At 59.9% G+C, this 15324-nt stretch carries 15 protein-coding genes; 5 read left to right on the top strand and 10 right to left on the bottom strand.

From position 1 onward, the window contains the following. Positions 1-81: 81 nt before the first annotated feature. On the top strand, positions 82-609 hold the full coding sequence (locus GAL_RS16700) for a DUF721 domain-containing protein (protein ID WP_024098735.1): 528 nt from the start codon (positions 82-84) through the stop codon (positions 607-609). After that, positions 606-1277: a DsbA family protein gene (locus GAL_RS16695; RefSeq protein WP_024098734.1), complete on the top strand. Its 672-nt coding sequence runs from the start codon at positions 606-608 to the stop codon at positions 1275-1277. The genes GAL_RS16700 and GAL_RS16695 overlap by 4 nt, the downstream gene beginning before the upstream one ends. An 84-nt stretch (positions 1278-1361) precedes the next feature. Here GAL_RS16695 and lpxK read toward each other — a convergent pair whose 3' ends face one another. From lpxK to GAL_RS16670, 5 genes are all read right to left on the bottom strand, one after another. Then, on the bottom strand, positions 1362-2366 hold the full coding sequence (gene lpxK / locus GAL_RS16690; protein WP_024098733.1) for a tetraacyldisaccharide 4'-kinase: 1005 nt from the start codon (positions 2364-2366) through the stop codon (positions 1362-1364). Next, positions 2353-3549 carry a 3-deoxy-D-manno-octulosonic acid transferase gene (locus tag GAL_RS16685; protein WP_024098732.1) on the bottom strand — a complete coding sequence of 399 codons (1197 nt, stop codon included), beginning with the start codon at positions 3547-3549 and terminating at the stop codon, positions 2353-2355. The genes lpxK and GAL_RS16685 overlap by 14 nt, the downstream gene beginning before the upstream one ends. 30 nt (positions 3550-3579) lie before the next feature. Continuing rightward, positions 3580-4383: an inositol monophosphatase family protein gene (locus GAL_RS16680; RefSeq protein ID WP_024098731.1), complete on the bottom strand. Its 804-nt coding sequence runs from the start codon at positions 4381-4383 to the stop codon at positions 3580-3582. Then, positions 4370-5716 (bottom strand): TldD/PmbA family protein, encoded by a 1347-nt coding sequence (locus GAL_RS16675; protein WP_024098730.1) that lies wholly within the window; start codon positions 5714-5716, stop codon positions 4370-4372. Before GAL_RS16675 ends, GAL_RS16680 begins: the two co-directional genes overlap by 14 nt. A 122-nt stretch (positions 5717-5838) precedes the next feature. Further along, entirely contained in the window at positions 5839-7362 is a 1524-nt protein-coding gene (locus tag GAL_RS16670; protein ID WP_024098729.1) for a DUF2125 domain-containing protein, read from the bottom strand. 132 nt (positions 7363-7494) lie between these two features. On the opposite strand from GAL_RS16670, the gene GAL_RS16665 reads away from it, so the two are divergent. Both GAL_RS16665 and GAL_RS16660 read left to right on the top strand, forming a co-directional pair. Beyond that, complete coding sequence (locus GAL_RS16665; RefSeq protein WP_024098728.1) at positions 7495-8244, top strand: SDR family oxidoreductase; 750 nt, start codon at positions 7495-7497, stop codon at positions 8242-8244. Next, a complete protein-coding gene (locus GAL_RS16660) occupies positions 8241-8858 on the top strand; it encodes an enoyl-CoA hydratase/isomerase family protein (protein WP_024098727.1) in 618 nt (205 codons plus the stop codon). The genes GAL_RS16665 and GAL_RS16660 overlap by 4 nt, the downstream gene beginning before the upstream one ends. Positions 8859-8869: 11 nt before the next feature. On the opposite strand, the gene GAL_RS16655 is transcribed toward GAL_RS16660, so the two are convergent. After that, positions 8870-9178: an HNH endonuclease family protein gene (locus GAL_RS16655; RefSeq protein WP_024098726.1), complete on the bottom strand. Its 309-nt coding sequence runs from the start codon at positions 9176-9178 to the stop codon at positions 8870-8872. 90 nt (positions 9179-9268) lie between these two features. On the opposite strand from GAL_RS16655, the gene GAL_RS16650 reads away from it, so the two are divergent. Beyond that, positions 9269-10492 carry a TIGR03862 family flavoprotein gene (locus GAL_RS16650; RefSeq protein WP_024098725.1) on the top strand — a complete coding sequence of 408 codons (1224 nt, stop codon included), beginning with the start codon at positions 9269-9271 and terminating at the stop codon, positions 10490-10492. On the opposite strand, the gene GAL_RS16645 is transcribed toward GAL_RS16650, so the two are convergent. The 4 genes from GAL_RS16645 to leuS form a co-directional block, all read right to left on the bottom strand. After that, a complete protein-coding gene (locus GAL_RS16645; RefSeq protein ID WP_024098724.1) occupies positions 10465-11055 on the bottom strand; it encodes a glutathione S-transferase family protein in 591 nt (196 codons plus the stop codon). The two genes, GAL_RS16650 and GAL_RS16645, sit on opposite strands and share 28 nt — an antisense overlap. A 118-nt stretch (positions 11056-11173) precedes the next feature. Then, positions 11174-12202: a DNA polymerase III subunit delta gene (gene holA / locus GAL_RS16640; protein WP_024098723.1), complete on the bottom strand. Its 1029-nt coding sequence runs from the start codon at positions 12200-12202 to the stop codon at positions 11174-11176. Next, positions 12199-12741: an LPS assembly lipoprotein LptE gene (gene lptE, locus GAL_RS16635; protein WP_024098722.1), complete on the bottom strand. Its 543-nt coding sequence runs from the start codon at positions 12739-12741 to the stop codon at positions 12199-12201. Before lptE ends, holA begins: the two co-directional genes overlap by 4 nt. Then, on the bottom strand, positions 12728-15301 hold the full coding sequence (gene leuS, locus GAL_RS16630; protein ID WP_024098721.1) for a leucine--tRNA ligase: 2574 nt from the start codon (positions 15299-15301) through the stop codon (positions 12728-12730). The genes lptE and leuS overlap by 14 nt, the downstream gene beginning before the upstream one ends. Between the last annotated feature and the right edge of the window lie 23 nt (positions 15302-15324).

The following is a 15324-nucleotide window of genomic DNA, read 5'->3' as shown; positions in this document are numbered from 1 at the left end:
TTATCCTTTGTGGCCCAGTTTCGCTGGTTCTCGCATGGCAGCCCTTTACAATAGGGCGAGCAGTCTAGCAAAACCACGGGCATGGCAGTGCAACGGACAAAATCTCGCGGGTTCAAACGAACATCGCAGCTTCTGAATGATCAGATTCGCAAGGCCGGTGAAAGCCGGGGTTTTGCTGTGTCGCGTTTGCTGACCCATTGGGAAGAAATTGCAGGGCCTGACATCTCCTCCATCGCGCGGCCAGTCAACGTCCACTATGGGCGTGGCGGGTTTGGCGCGACATTGACGTTGCTGACCACCGGTGCCCATGCCCCGATGCTGGAGATGCAAAAGGAACCGCTGCGCAGTAAGGTCAACGCGGTCTATGGCTATAACGCCATTTCCAAGGTTCGCATCACCCAGACCGCGCCCACCGGTTTTGCCGATGGGCAGGTCTCCTTCAAATATGCACCAAAGGTTCGTAAACCTCAGGCGCCTGATCCGCAGGATGTGGCGGCAGCTGCCAAGGCCGCGACTGGGGTGGAAAGCGATGATTTGCGCGCAGCCCTGGAACGGCTTGGGCGCAATGTGCTGACAAAACAGAAAACTCTTAGAAAGGGGTACGAATGACCCGTTTGATGTCCGGCATCTTTGCCTCCGTCGCAGTTGCGGCGGGCGTCTATGGCTATGCCACATTGCAGGGCGGTACGGCTATGCCCAGCAGTCCGCAGATCGGGGCTGCCTATGCCCAAGAGGCCGAGGTGGATACCTCCACGATCGTTGAAATGGTGCAGGGTGCCGAAGATGCTCCGGTGACGTTGATCGAGTACGCGTCTTACACCTGCCCGCATTGTGCGAATTTTCATCAGGGCACCTACAAGCAGCTGAAGAAGGACTATATCGACACCGGCAAGGTGAAATTCATCTACCGTGAGGTCTATTTCGACCGTTACGGTCTGTGGGCCTCAATGATTGCGCGCTGCGGTGGGCCTGAAAAATTCTTTGGGATCAGCGATTTGATCTATAAGGGGCAATCCGATTGGGCGCGCGCTGGCGGCGCGACTGAGATTGTCGATGCATTGCGTAAGATCGGACGTCTGGCGGGCCTTGAAGAAGACCAGCTTGAAGCCTGCCTCCAGGATGGTACCAAGGCACAGACCCTAGTGAGCTGGTATCAGGAAAATGCGACTGAGCATGGGATCGAATCCACACCCTCTTTCATTCTGAACGGCAAGAAGATCGAAAATCAGTCGTATGATGCGTTCAAGACACTGATCGACGCCGAACTGGACGGCTAACCGCCGTCGCACTGAGCGGATAGACCCAGAAAACCCGCCCGATCTCCGTGGCGGGTTTTTTCGTTGTATTGTCTGCAGATGTGGCTACGGCGGCGGTGGCGCAATCTCGCGAATTCGCGCCAAGAGCGCCTCATCATTGCTGATCTGCAGACGTACCGGCAGGGTGATCACCTTATTGCGGAAACTCTCCGGCAGGCGGACGGCGTCCTTCTCGGTGGTGACCATTTGCGCGCCGATCAGCTTGGCCTCTGTTTCCAGTCGGGTCATCAGTGCAGTGGAGAGCGGTTGGTGGTCGTCCAGGGCCTCACTGCGGCGCAGATCGGCGCCGAGGTCTCGCAGTGTGTCGAAAAATTTCTGTGGATGGCCGATGCCGGCAAAAGCCAAAACAGGCGTTCCACCCCAAGGCATGCCGGTTTTCAGCGGCTCAAGCATACCTGAGTAATGTGGGCAAGCCGTCAGCGCGTTCTGCCATGCTGCCCGGAACCGGGCCTGCGCCTCGGATTGCCCCAGTGACAAGACCAGATCAGCACGGGCCAGCCCCGTTGTGACCGGTTCGCGCAGCGGCCCAGCGGGCAGGCAATGCCCATTGCCGAACCCACGATCAGCATCGACCACAACAACCGAGAGATCCTTGTGCACCGCCGGGTTCTGAAAACCATCGTCCAAGAGAATGACCGTTGCCCCCGCAGCTGCGGCGGCTTCGGCACCGGCGGCGCGATCCTCTGCCTTCCACACCTCGCCAAAGGCGGCCAGCAACAGCGGTTCGTCGCCAACCTGGCTGGCGCGATGACGTCCGGGATCTACCTGCACTGGTCCCTCAAGCGTGCCACCATAGCCGCGCGTCACCACATGCGGTTCGTGCCTCATGTCACGCAAGCGTTCCAGAAACCAGATAACTGTCGGTGTTTTGCCGGTGCCGCCAGCATTGATATTGCCGACGCAAATCACCGGCACACCCACAGTTAGCGGGGTGCCGCTAGCCAGCCGTTTTGCGGTAGCACGGGCATAGATATGGCCCAGCGGGGACAGCAGGGTTTTGCGAATATCGAATTGTCCGGCTGGTTTGTGCCAGAAATCAGGGGCTTTCATATCTGTCCTCTCGCTTGTCCAGAAGCTCCTGGACGCGATCCATCAGGTGGTCTGTCATGCTGGCGCCTTCGGTGACAATCTGCCAGCCGGCCAGTGCCATCTCGGCAGCGCGATCTGGTGCTGACAGGCTCAGCACGCCCTGCGCCAGATCCTCGGCGTTGTCGACCTTCTGCGCAGCGCCAACCTCAGTCAGGCGCTTATAGAGGGGGCCATAGGTTCCCAAACCCGGCCCGTGCAGGACAGCGGAACCAAGTGCCGCCGCATCCAATGGGTTCTGCCCGTTCGCGCGCGAGGACAGGCTGCCTGCGAGTAGGCAAAGTGGGGATAGCCGGTACCAAAGGCCGCTGTCCTCGGCAGAGCTGAGCAAAACCTGTGTGTATTCATCGGGTTCTTCGCCGCTGTCCCAATCAGCCAATTGCAGGCCGCTATTGATGATCGCATCGCGCGCTGCAGCCAAATCTTGCTCGTCACGCATGGCAACGACCAGCAACAGGCGGTGCAACAGGCGTAACACACTGCGGTGTGCGTTCAGGATTGTGGGCAGATCGTCCAGCTCAGTCTGCGATGAAAACCAGACCGGGCGGCTGCCCAACGTAGTCTGCATATGGGTGAGTTCATCACTGTTGCAGCCGGGGGGCGTGGTGGACAATCGCAAAGGATCTGTGCGTTGGATCCTGTCTGCGGTGAGGCCGAGGCGCAGCAGCTGCGCCCGTGCGTCATCCGAGGGAGTCATGATTTCGGTGAAGCGCTCAAACAGCCTGCGTCGTTGATCCGGTAACCAGCGGCTGGTCCGGTCGGGCAGTTCGCTGGCATCAATATCGACTAGCAGACTGTCCAGGTTGCGTTCACTCATCTGGCGCATAAGGCCACGGCGGAGATCCCCGCCCGACCAGATCAGCAGGTCGGGCCGCCAGTGATCCAGAAACATCCGCACCTCTGCCGGGATGTCATCTGGCGGTGGGCCCGCAGCCAGATCGTAGCCGTCAACCGGTGGGCGGTTGGTGATGCTGCGGCTCCATGTCACCAGCACCGACAGATCGGGGCGCAGGGATTTCATCCGGTTGCCCAGATCGCCAAGTGCAAGATATCGCTCAGCCGAGGAGGCATGGACCCATAGCACTTCGCCCACTGGCCGGGCGGGCCAGCGGAGGCTGCGTTCGGATGCGGCGGAAAGTCTCGACATGGCTAAAGGGGTCCTGCTGCGGAGCACATGTCAAAGCGGGCGAAGGCCGGGGCTCTGCGGGTCGAGAGCGGTGATCAGCTGGTCATGCAGGCATGGCGGCGCGGCGACAACACCGTTGAGCGTAGGATGCGGGTTGTTGAACCGCAAGTCTGCCCCCAGACGGTCACTGCAACACCCGCCTGCCTCACGCAGGATCAGATCGCCGGCGGCGATATCCCATTCCCAGCTGGGGCGGAGGGTAAGCATCGCGTCGAAACTCGCATCTGCAACCCGAGCCATGCGGTAAGCCAGAGAGGGGCGGTGGCTGCGATTGAAGCCCGGCACTTGGCCATTCTGCCAGTGTTTGGGGTCCTGCACAGGCCGTGCAGCCAGCACGTTCGCCATGTTGAGGTCAGCTTTTGCGGAAACCCGGATTTCTGCGCCATTGCAGGTCGCGCCCTGTCCGCGCGCCGCACAATACATCAGATCACGCTGGGGCAGATAGATGACCGCTGCGGTGATTTCTCGATTTTCGGCAATTGCCAGCGAATGGGCCCAGGTGCGCGACCCTTCGGCAAAGCTGCGGGTGCCGTCGATCGGGTCAATAATGAACAGCCTGTCACGGTCCAGGCGCGTTGCTGTATCCTCACTTTCCTCTGATAACCAGCCATAGTCGGGCCGCGCCTCTTGCAGCATCTCGGATAGCATCTCGTTGACGGCAAGGTCAGCCTCGGTCACCGGTCCAGCACCACCGGGTTTCTCCCATTTCTGCGCTTCTGGGCCTGTGTAGCGGCAGGCGATGTCGCCTGCCTGCTCGGCCGCGCGAATTAGCAGGGAGAGGTCAGTTTCCGGCAAGGGTCATCCCCTCAACCAGCAGTGAAGGCACAACGCGAGACAGGTGGCTGCGGGCGTCGTTGGCGGGCACGATGCTGCGCAGCATGTCGCGCAGATTGCCAGCGATGGTGCATTCGTTGACCGGATAGGCAATTTCGCCATTTTCCACCCAAAAACCTGCGGCCCCACGGGAATAGTCGCCGGTATTGGGGTTGATGGTTGATCCGATCATGGAGGTCACCAGCAGGCCGGTCCCCATGCCGGATATCAGATCAGCGCGGCTGTCATTGCCTTGCGTCAGGGCGATATTCCACTGGGACGGCGAGGGCACGGACCCAACACCACGCGCTGCGTTAGCAGTGCTTTGCATGTTCAGTTTGCGCGCTGAGGCAAGGTCCAGCGTCCATCCTGTCAGGATCCCATTGTCGATAATGGCGCGGCGTTGCGTCGCCAGCCCTTCGCCATCAAACGGGCGGGACCCCGCGATGCGCGGACGAAAGGGGTCTTCCGTCACGCTCAGCTGTGTAGGCAGGATCTGCTCACCCAGCGCATCTTTCAGCCAGGAAGAGCCACGGGCGATACTGGCACCATTCACAGTCGCCAGCAGATGGCCGATCAGTGAGGAGGAGACCCGTTCATCAAACAGGACCGGGTAGCTGCCAGTTTCTGGCTTGCGCGCGCCGAGCCGTTCGATGGCCCGTTCACCTGCCTGCCGACCGATTTCATCAGCGCTGCGCAGGTCGGCCTGAAACGTACGGGAGTCGCCATCGTAATCGCGTTCCATTCCTGTACCGCTGCCCGCAATCGCCGTGCAGGAGGTCGACCGGCTGCTGCGCTGATAGCCGCCGGAGAATCCGTTGGTTGCGGCCATATGGACCTTATGGGTGCCGTAGCCCGCTGCCGCAGATTGCACCTGCGTGACGCCGTTGACAGCCAGGCCCGCAGCCTCAGCAGCAAGCGCATCCTCTTGCAGGGCAGCGGGTGCCGGTTCGGCGCTTGCATCAAACAATTCCAGTGCCGCCAGATCCCAGTCCCGGACGAGTTGGTCCGGTTCGGCGAGGCCCGCATAGGGATCTTCGGGTGCTTCGCGGGCCATGGCGACGGCGCGTTCGGCCATAGCGGTCAATGTTTCGGCCCGTATGTCTGATGCTGAGACACAGGCCTGACGTTGCCCGACAAAGACCCGCAGCCCAAGATCAACACCTTCTGACCGTTCTGCATGCTCCAGTGTGCCTTGACGCACCTCGATGGAGAGAGAGCTGCCTTCGGCCACCATTGCATCGGCGGCATCAGCTCCGGCCTTGCGGGCGGCATCAAGGAGTGCATGGCTTAGGCTTTCGGGGGTCTGGGTCATAGGCACCTACATGGGTTGAACGTCACCTAGAGCTAGCCAGCGTGGCCAGATGCTGCAAGAGCGCAGACGAAAAAAGGGGCCGCAAATTGCGGCCCCAATCTGGGATCAGCCTTGTGTCGCGATTACTTGATGCGCTGGCCGTTGGCCTTGATCTGACCGTCTTCGGTCACCTCGATCTTGGAGGTCAGCGTATCCTCGCCATCGCCCGGAACTGCCAGCATGCCCATCATCATGCGCGCGCCCATGGCGTCGCTGTCCGATACCAGACCCATGCCGATCAGCTTGTCCAGCAGGGTATTGGCACCTGCGAGCGTCAGATTTGCCTCACCTGAGGGCGCCGGCATGCCGTCGAAGGTGCTCAGATCTTCATTGTTGAAGGCAAAATCACCGGTACCGGTCAGCTTTGCACCTGCGACCGAGACTTCAAGCGAATTTACGGTCAGCGCGTGCAGCTCACCCGGCGCCTGTTCGCCGTTCTCCACCTCTGCCATGGCTTCGGGGTCAAAGAAGTCGAAGGCCAGCTTTGCCTTGCCTGCAAGATCCAGTGCGATTGTGGCTGGATCGTGGGGCAGGGCACCAGTTGGATCCACCATCCCCCATAGCATTTCCGGCACGGCAAAGTCGCGCAGGACGAGGCCGAGGGCAAAGTCCTGTTCCTCGTCGGATTTGGCGACTGGCATTGTCAGTTTGAAACCAGCCTCAGCCATCGACAGCGCCAGCGGGAATGGCAGGTCAGAACTGGTGATGTTGGTTTGGGTCTGGTTCTGTTTCACGTCATAGGTCAGGCCATCAAGGCCCATGTCAAAGGCGATTGTCCCGCCTTCAGAGGTGCTGTCCAACGCAAATGTATCCGCGCCATCCTGGCCATTGATTGCGCTGTTGCCACTGGCAAAGTCAAATGTGCCTTCCGCGCTGAAACCACCACGTAGCAGTGCCGCCATGTCGGTGCTTTCCAACCCGTTAGGGACAGTTGTGATGCCGGTGAAGTTCACCCCCTGCATCGCTCCCTTGAAGGCACCGCTGCCGTCGTCTTCAGGGATATCGACAGAGGCGTCAAAATTCAGTGTTTCACTGGTCATTGTCTGGTTGTAGGTGCGGCTATCTGCATTTGACATGATAGTCTTGGTGACCACATCCGTCAGTGTCATGCTGACTTTGATCGCGTCTTTCGGAACGTCGGCGTCTGGCACCGTCAGATCCTTCAGCGCGATTTTCATCAGGCCGCTGGCGTAATCGTAGGTCATTTCATTCGCGTCACCAGAGACAAGCATCGGGCTGCCATCGTGGGAATACAGAACGGTGCCACTGACGAGGCCGTCGGGACCATCAATTTTAAACATCATCGGCATTTCAGCAGGCAGCATGATGTTGACAGTGCCATCGCCGTTTTCGACGAACTTGATGTCAGGCAGGGTAAATGTGCCGTTAGTGTTCTCCTCCATGACCGGCATGGCCATAGAGATATCCGAGATGGTGAGGGTATCGCCGGACATGGTCTCAGTGCCGCTCACGGTGTAGCCCGTGGCAGTCATGTAAGACTTCCAGTCTGACCAGACGTCTTTTGCCGTTACATCAGCCAGGGCAGCCTGGGCGGAAAACGCCATAACAATCGCAACACCGCTGCTGCGGGCGAGAAAAACGGACATAAGTATACCTTTCGTGGTCTATTTTGCGCCATGGTTGGCCTGAGGAGGTGCTGGGTCAAGGGGGCATCGCTCTGGACCGTTCCCCCTAACCAGTCTACCACATTTCAAAACAGGGACTTGGAGATTAATACTATGGAGATCAAGGGCAAGACAGTTGTGATAACCGGCGCAAGCCGGGGGATCGGGGCCGACGCGGCCCGCGTGTTTGCTGCTGCCGGGGCCAATCTGGCCTTGCTGGCAAGGAGCGAGGACAGCTTGACCGCGCTTGCCAAGGAGATCGGCGGAAATGTGCTGACCTTTGCCTGTGATGTGGCGGACTATCCGGCCGTCGCTGCCGCCGTTGCCGAAACCGAGGCGCAGTTTGGGCGGATCGATGTGCTGATCAATAACGCGGGTGTGGTTGATCCCATTGCCCGGCTTGAAGCGGCTGATCCCGCGGACTGGGCACAGCTGATCGGCATCAATGTGAATGGGGTTTTCAACGGAATGCGGGCGGTTTTGCCTGGGATGAAGGCTGTCGGCGGCGGCACTGTACTGACCGTCAGTTCAGGGGCTGCGCATAATCCCGTCGAAGGCTGGAGCGCCTATTGCTCCTCCAAGGCCGCCGCTGCGATGCTGACCCGGAGCCTGCACCATGAAGAAGGAGCCAATGGCATCCGTGCCATGGGGCTGTCGCCGGGCACCGTCGCGACGGAAATGCAGCGCGTGATCAAGGCGAGCGGCGTCAATCCGGTCAGCCAGTTGGAATGGTCTGATCATATCCCGGCGGAGTGGCCGGCGCGCGCCCTTCTGTGGATGTGCACTGAGGCGGCAGACGATCTGGTCGGCACCGAAATCTCGCTACGGGATGAGCGTATCCGCAAGCAGGTCGGCCTGATATGATCGACCTTGATATCGGCGAAAACGGGCTTTGGACGGTGACATTGAACCGGCCCGACAAGGCCAATGCGCTGACTGCGGCGATGCTGGAGCAACTCTGCGATATCGCAGAACGGGCGCGACAGGCTCGCGGATTGATCATCACCGGGGCTGGCCGTGTCTTCAGCGCCGGGGCAGATCTGGATGCGGCGCGAGCTGGATTGGCCACGTCACCCCTGTGGGAGCAGCTATCGGGTGCTATTGCTGATCTGCCCTGTCTGACAGTGGCGGCGCTCAATGGTACTTTGGCGGGGGGAGCAAACGGCATGGCACTTGCCTGCGATTTACGTATCGCGGTGCCGACGGCGAAGTTTTTTTATCCGGTGATGAAGCTTGGTTATCGCCCGCAACCTTCCGACGCGCGACGGATGGCAGCTCTGATCGGTCCTGCGCGTACGAAGATGATTCTGGCGGCTGGACAGAAAATCACCGCTGATGAGGCGCATATCTTTGGGCTGATTGATCGTATCGTTGCTTCTGACGCGTTGATGACGATGGCGCACGAGTTGATGGCGGATAGCCTTGCGGCGGAGGTGGAGATGGCGCGGGCAATTCTGGAAGACTGCGGCCCAGCATAGGGCCTGTCGCTTCAGCGTTTGCGCCGACCACCTGGTACGCGCGACTGGAAGGAGGGCGGGCGTTTCTGCACCCAGGCAATGAATTTTGCCAGCCTCGGGTGCTGGCGCAGAGCTTCAATCGTATCGAAAGACCGCGCCAGTTCCGCCTCGCTGAGGGCCGCGTGAATTTCTTTGTGACAGATATGGTGCAGTAGCACCGTCGGTCCGCCTTTGCCGCCCTTCAGTTTGGGGATCAGGTGATGCAGGCTTTGGGCGACCTCCTTAGGGATTGGCCGCTGACACAGCGGGCATATCGGATCGACATTGGCAGACGGTGACATTGGCGCAGTCTCTCAGTATGGCTGTTTCAACCGTAAGACATGCGCTGGCGGTTGCGATCGGCAAGGATAAGTACGTAAGGAACTGTTAATTTGACACATCAACCGGACAGCTGGGACGCAGTGGTCGTGGGCGCCGGACCTGCTGGTTTGCGGGCAGCTGAAGAACTGGGGGCGGCGGGTCGTCGCGTGCTGGTTGTTGATGCGAAGCCGTCCGTTGCACGAAAATTCCTGATGGCTGGGAAATCCGGTCTGAACCTGACGAAGGATGAGGCGCGCGAGATTCTGCTTAGCCACTATGGCGAGGCTGCGGACTGGCTGGCGCCGATGATTGCAGATTGCGACGCGGCAGAGGTGATGGCTTGGGCGACAGGACTGGGCAGCACCCTGTTCACGGGCACCACGGGACGTGTTTTCCCCCGCGGAATGAAGGCTTCGCCGCTGTTGCGGGCATGGTTGGCCCGTCTGGATGGCTACGATGTTGAACGGCGCACCCGCTGGCGCTGGCAGAGCTGGAGCGGCGATGCCTTGCAGTTTGAAACCCCGGATGGTCCCCGTACGATCAGAGCGGGAGCAACAGTGTTGGCAATGGGCGGCGCCAGCTGGGCGCGGCTCGGCTCTGACGGGGCATGGGCTGCAACTCTGGCAGGGGAGGATGTGCCGCTGGCGCCCTTTCAACCCGCGAATGCAGGGCTACTGGTCGGCTGGTCGGATCATATGGCACCACAATTTGGAGCACCGTTGAAGGGGATCGCGCTGCACGCGGGATCAATCCGGTCGCGGGGCGAGGCGGTGATCTCTGAGCGCGGACTTGAAGGCGGCGGCATCTATTCTGTCTGTGCTGCAGTGCGTGAGGGGGCGGAGCTATATATGGATCTGTTACCGGATCTGTCGCAGGAGCAGGTTGCCGCGCGTCTGGCACGCCCACGGGGGAAATCCAGCTTCTCGACCCATCTGCGAAAGGTGACAAAATTGACACCTCCACGACTGGCGATCCTACAGGAATTTGCCCGTCCGCTTCCGGCTGAACCTGCGGCACTGGCCAAGCTGCTGAAGACAGTGCCGATCCGGCATCAGGGGCTGCGGCCGCTGGACGAAGCGATTTCCACCGCCGGAGGTGTCTTGGCAGAGGCGGTTGATAGCGGATTGATGCTGCACAGGCGCCCCGGCGTATTCTGCGCGGGAGAAATGCTGGACTGGGAAGCGCCGACCGGTGGATATTTGCTGACCGCATGCCTTGCGACAGGGCGTTGGGCGGGGCGATCAGCAGTCCGATATCTGACGGGTGACTATGTGACCGACGCCGCAACCGCCTGAAACGCGGGGCGCGCGCGCATCCGTTTGCTATAGGCCAGCATTGCCTCGCTTTTGATCGGGAATTTGGCGCTATAGGCCCAGTTCAGGCAATGGGTGCAGATGATGTCGGGAATGGTGAACTCTTCCCCCATCAGAAATGGGCCGACCATGCTTTTCTCCAGCTGTGCCAGATTGCGGGAAAACTCCCATTTCAGGCTGTCTTTCACCTCGGGCACGCGCTTATCTTCGGGCAGGATAAAACTGTGGCGTGCGCCAGTCCACAACACTGCGTCCAGCTCATCGAGCAGTCGATTCGTCATCGCGTCCTGTTTTGCGCGGGCGATGGTGCCAGCAGGGGCGGTCAGTTGGCCGTGTTTATCCGCAAGATAGGTGATGATGGCGGTCGAATCGGTGATCACCTCCTCACCATCCTTGAACACAGGCACCTTCCCTGAAGCGTTGAGGGCGAAGACATCTTCGCTCTGTGGCGAGGCGGGGTTCAATTCATAGGGTTGGCCCAGCTCCTCAAGCGCCCAAAGAACGCGGTAGCTGCGCGTCAGCTGCTTGCCGATAACGGTGTACATTGTGAAATCTCCCTGCGGTTTATGCCCGGAACGGAACCGGGTTCCCACTGTGAGGTCAAGCCATGCTCAAGCAGCCGTGATAGAAACGCGGCGTTCGTAGTCTGAGGTGATGATTGTCTCAGCCGACCCGGCTGAGGCGGGCCAGCTGGATCAACGCCCGTTCCATCAACGCCAGTGCGGGGGCTGTCTGCCCTGCTGAACGCAATTGCAGATCGGTATCCGTCAGCAAGGTGAGCGCGGTTTCAAGCTTGAACGCACCCCAGCTTTGGGCCTGCCGCAGCAGCCTGTCACGGCGTTTGCCGTAGGCCGGCGGGCGTAGCCGCCCAATACCCTGCGCCGGGCCGCCGGGATCAGAGGCAATGGTGTAAAGCGTCCGAAAATGACGGGTCGCTCCGATGCAGAGGGTCACCGCATTGGTGCCCTGCGCCTGCAAACGCCCCATCAGCGGGCCGATTTCGGCGCCGCGTCCCTCGGCCACGATATTGAGCATGTCGTCGACTGCCGCTTCGGTCGATTGCGGGGCGATGGCCTGAATATCGTCAAGGGTCAGCGGGGTGCTGTCCTCGTATTTGTACAGTGCCAGTTTCTCCACCATGCGAGAGAAATCACCGGGGCCGATGTCGTTGGCGATATCGACCAGTGCCGACATGCTGTCCCCCGGTACATCGCGAATACGGGCGTCGCCCAGAATACGCTCGATTTCACCGCGTGACGGAGGATCGTCATAGATACCGGTTGCATAGGCGTTGCGGTGCCCCTCAAACGTCTTTCGCAGTTTCGAGGTGGCTTTCAATTGCCCGGCTGTCACGATGACTTGCGCATCGCCTTGCTGCCAGGCCTCAAGCGCGGCGATCACGGCAGGGGCTGCGGTATCATTGGCATCTTCGACAAACACCGCACGGATGCCGGGGAAAAAACCAACCGCCTTCATCGCATCCATCAGTAATGCCGGGTCCTTGCGCAGATCCGCTGCGGGCATCCGGGTCAGGCGCATCTCTTCTTCGGCTGTGGGGCCAAGCAGCGCCGCCAGCATTTGCTGACGTTTCAGCGAGACGCGCATGGCGTCGGTACCGTAGATTAGCAGGCCCGTTTTGCCCGGATCCGGTTTGGCGAAGTATCCATCCGCCTCGCGCGGGCTCAGTTTCATTTGGTGGCAGCCGGAGGCTGTTCGCCGCTGGAGAGAGCAAGGTCCGCAGTGCTCAGCAGTTCAGTGGTGATTTGATCTGCGAGGATAACCATAAGGCGTCGATGGGCATCACGTTCCCCGGCGAGCGTTTCAACGGTGGTCCCTGTGGCGGAATACCCGGTGAAATTCTCCACATCGCCACTGGCGACAATGACACCGTCGGATTGCCGGGTCAGCACATAGGCGGCCTGCCCGACGATCGAATAGCGCGTGATTTCATTGTCGGCGGTAATGGCCTGCCCTTCGCTTTGGGTGCGCAGCTTCAGATCCAGGGCATAGTCAGAACCACCCCCGCGACCCAGCCGTGTTTCAAGGTTCTGAACCAGAAAATAGGCATCGGTATCATCGGTCGCCCCGATCGTTTCCGGGGCCTGAACCGTCACCACACCATAGAGCGCCGATCCGGTGCCCCCCGGGGCATAGACAGGAGTGAAGCCGCAAGCCGCCACCAGAAAGGCAGCAGCCAATGCGGCTGGATATTTCAGGTTAAGCCACGACATTCACAATCCGACCCGGCACAACGATCACCTTTTTGGGGGCGCTGCCATTCAGCGCCTTTTGCACAGCTTCGTGTGCGAGGGCGAGTTTTTCAACCTCATCCTTGGCCAGATCCTTGGCCACGGTGATTTCGCCCCGGCGTTTGCCGTTGATTTGGATCGGCAGGGTAACGCTGTCCTCGACCAGCATCGAGTCATCCGCCACCGGCCAGGGGGCTGTCGCGCAGAGGCCTTCGCCGCCTTGATGATTCCAGATGTCCTCCGCAAGATGCGGTGTCATGGGCGACATCAGCTGCGCCAGCGTCATGATTGCCTGTTTCTGAGCAGCGGCGCCTGCCTTCGATTTCGCCAGCGTATTGGTAAAGCCGTAGAGCTTGGCAATTGCGGCATTGAAACCAAAGGTTTCGATGCTGAGGGTGACATCGCGGATCGCCTTGTGCATTTCACGCAGCAGATCCTCATCACCGTTGCCGCTGGCGCCGGGGTCCATCTCACCAATGCGATCACAGAGGTTCCAGACGCGGTTCAGGTGCTTATGCGCAGCCTCAGCCCCGGAGGCTGTCCATTCAACATCGCGTTCCGGCGGCGAATCGGAGAGCACAAACCAGCGCGCGGTGTCCGCGCCATAGGATGAAATGATATGCAGCGGATCGACGACGTTGTTTTTCGACTTCGACATTTTGGCCGAGGGAATGACTTTGACCGCTTCACCGGTTTCCTTGACCACGGTCGCGCCGTCCCGGTCTTCGACCTCCTCAGGGTAGTGATAGATCGGACGGTCGTTTTCGGTGCGGCGCTCTGCATTCTCATAGATCGCGTGGGTTACCATGCCTTGGGTGAACAGTGCATCAAACGGCTCTATGGCCTTCTCCGGCAGGTGGCCACAGATCTGCATCGCACGGGCAAAGAAGCGCGAATAGAGCAGGTGTAGAATCGCATGCTCGACACCGCCGATATACTGATCGACGTTCATCCAGTATTCAGCGTCTTCCATCCGGGTCGGAGTGTCCGCGTCCGGCGCAGTGAAACGGGCGAAATACCATGACGAATCGACGAATGTGTCCATCGTGTCGGTTTCGCGCTGTGCAGGCTTGCCACAGGCGGGGCAAGCGCAGTTGCGCCAGCTGGGATGACGATCCAAAGGGTTGCCGGGAACGGAGAAGTCAATCGGTTTTCCGTCTTCGTCATAGGGCAGCGCGATGGGCAGGTTTTCTTTCTTCTCGGGCACCACGCCGCAATCCGGGCAATGCACCACCGGAATCGGGCAACCCCAATAGCGCTGGCGTGACAGACCCCAGTCGCGTAGGCGGAATTTGGTCACACCTTCGCCCCAGTCTTCCGCTTCGGCCTTGTCGACGGCGGCATTTACCGCGTCTTCGCCGGTTTGTTCGTTATTGCCCGCGAACCCCTTGATATAACGTACTTTCTCCGCTTTGGTCGGGACATAGGCCTCCGTCAGAGGGCTGTCGTCCTCAGGGTTCTCAAACACCGGGATGATGGGCAGATCGTATTTGGTCGCGAACTCATAGTCGCGCTGATCATGGGCCGGGCAGGCAAAGATTGCGCCGGTGCCGTAATCCATCAGAATAAAGTTCGCGATCCAGACCGGTAGCTCCCAGTCCGGGTTCAGCGGGTGTTTGACACGGATGCCAGTGTCATAGCCGAGCTTTTCAGCGGTTTCGATGGCTTCTTCCGTGGTGCCACCTTTGCGGCACTCGGCAACAAAGGCTGCTACCACAGCGGATTCGGCTTCCAGCGTCTTGGCAATCGGATGGTCGGGCGAGATGCCGACAAAGGACGCACCGTTCAGCGTGTCGGGACGGGTCGTATAAACCTCAATCGGGTCACCACCGTCGGTGCGCGTGAAGCTGAACTGGAGGCCGCGGGATTTGCCAATCCAGTTTTCCTGCATCAGGCGCACCTTGGCGGGCCAGTTCTCCAGCGTGTCCAGTGCTGTCAGCAGTTCATCCGAATAGTCGGAGATTTTGAAAAACCATTGCGTCAGCTCGCGCCGTTCGACAAGCGCGCCGGAGCGCCAGCCGCGACCGCCTTCGACCTGTTCGTTTGCCAGCACGGTCATGTCGACCGGATCCCAGTTCACCACAGCGTTCTTGCGGTAGACCAGACCCTTTTCAAGGAAGTCGAGGAACAGTGCCTGTTGCTGGCCGTAATACGATTCGTCACAAGTGGCGAACATCCGTGACCAGTCCAGCGACAGCCCAAGCGGTTTCATCTGCTCGACCATCGTGTCGATATTCGCGTAGGTCCAGTCCTTGGGGTGGCCGCCGCTCGCCATCGCGGCGTTTTCAGCGGGCATACCAAAGGCATCAAACCCCATCGGGTGCAGAACACTATGCCCGGTTGAGAGCTTGTAGCGCGCGATTACATCGCCCATCGTGTAGTTGCGCACATGCCCCATATGCAGCTTGCCCGACGGGTAGGGGAACATCTCCAGCACATAGTACTTCGGCTTGTCGACGGAGCGTTTTGCCTGAAAAATCCCGGCCTTCTCCCAGGCATCTTGCCAGCGCGCTTCGATTTCCGGGGCAACATAACGGGGCATCAGAGCAGTCCTTCGTAGATAAA

Origin of the sequence: Phaeobacter gallaeciensis DSM 26640, from assembly GCF_000511385.1 — a bacterium.
GTDB classification, from domain to species: domain Bacteria; phylum Pseudomonadota; class Alphaproteobacteria; order Rhodobacterales; family Rhodobacteraceae; genus Phaeobacter; species Phaeobacter gallaeciensis.
The sequence above is the reverse complement of the archived record's forward strand: the minus strand, read 5'-3'. Positions and strand labels throughout refer to the sequence as shown.

What these genes read in the sequence shown, in the direction of transcription:
- GAL_RS16700 (WP_024098735.1), top strand. Translation starts at nt 82, where the DNA reads ATGGCAGTGCAACGGACAAAATCTCGCGGGTTCAAACGAACATCGCAG.
- GAL_RS16695 (WP_024098734.1), top strand. Translation starts at nt 606, where the DNA reads ATGACCCGTTTGATGTCCGGCATCTTTGCCTCCGTCGCAGTTGCGGCG.
- lpxK (WP_024098733.1), bottom strand. Translation starts at nt 2,366, where the DNA reads ATGAAAGCCCCTGATTTCTGGCACAAACCAGCCGGACAATTCGATATT.
- GAL_RS16685 (WP_024098732.1), bottom strand. Translation starts at nt 3,549, where the DNA reads ATGTCGAGACTTTCCGCCGCATCCGAACGCAGCCTCCGCTGGCCCGCC.
- GAL_RS16675 (WP_024098730.1), bottom strand. Translation starts at nt 5,716, where the DNA reads ATGACCCAGACCCCCGAAAGCCTAAGCCATGCACTCCTTGATGCCGCC.
- GAL_RS16670 (WP_024098729.1), bottom strand. Translation starts at nt 7,362, where the DNA reads ATGTCCGTTTTTCTCGCCCGCAGCAGCGGTGTTGCGATTGTTATGGCG.
- GAL_RS16665 (WP_024098728.1), top strand. Translation starts at nt 7,495, where the DNA reads ATGGAGATCAAGGGCAAGACAGTTGTGATAACCGGCGCAAGCCGGGGG.
- GAL_RS16660 (WP_024098727.1), top strand. Translation starts at nt 8,241, where the DNA reads ATGATCGACCTTGATATCGGCGAAAACGGGCTTTGGACGGTGACATTG.
- GAL_RS16655 (WP_024098726.1), bottom strand. Translation starts at nt 9,178, where the DNA reads ATGTCACCGTCTGCCAATGTCGATCCGATATGCCCGCTGTGTCAGCGG.
- GAL_RS16645 (WP_024098724.1), bottom strand. Translation starts at nt 11,055, where the DNA reads ATGTACACCGTTATCGGCAAGCAGCTGACGCGCAGCTACCGCGTTCTT.
- holA (WP_024098723.1), bottom strand. Translation starts at nt 12,202, where the DNA reads ATGAAACTGAGCCCGCGCGAGGCGGATGGATACTTCGCCAAACCGGAT.
- lptE (WP_024098722.1), bottom strand. Translation starts at nt 12,741, where the DNA reads ATGTCGTGGCTTAACCTGAAATATCCAGCCGCATTGGCTGCTGCCTTT.
- leuS (WP_024098721.1), bottom strand. Translation starts at nt 15,301, where the DNA reads ATGCCCCGTTATGTTGCCCCGGAAATCGAAGCGCGCTGGCAAGATGCC.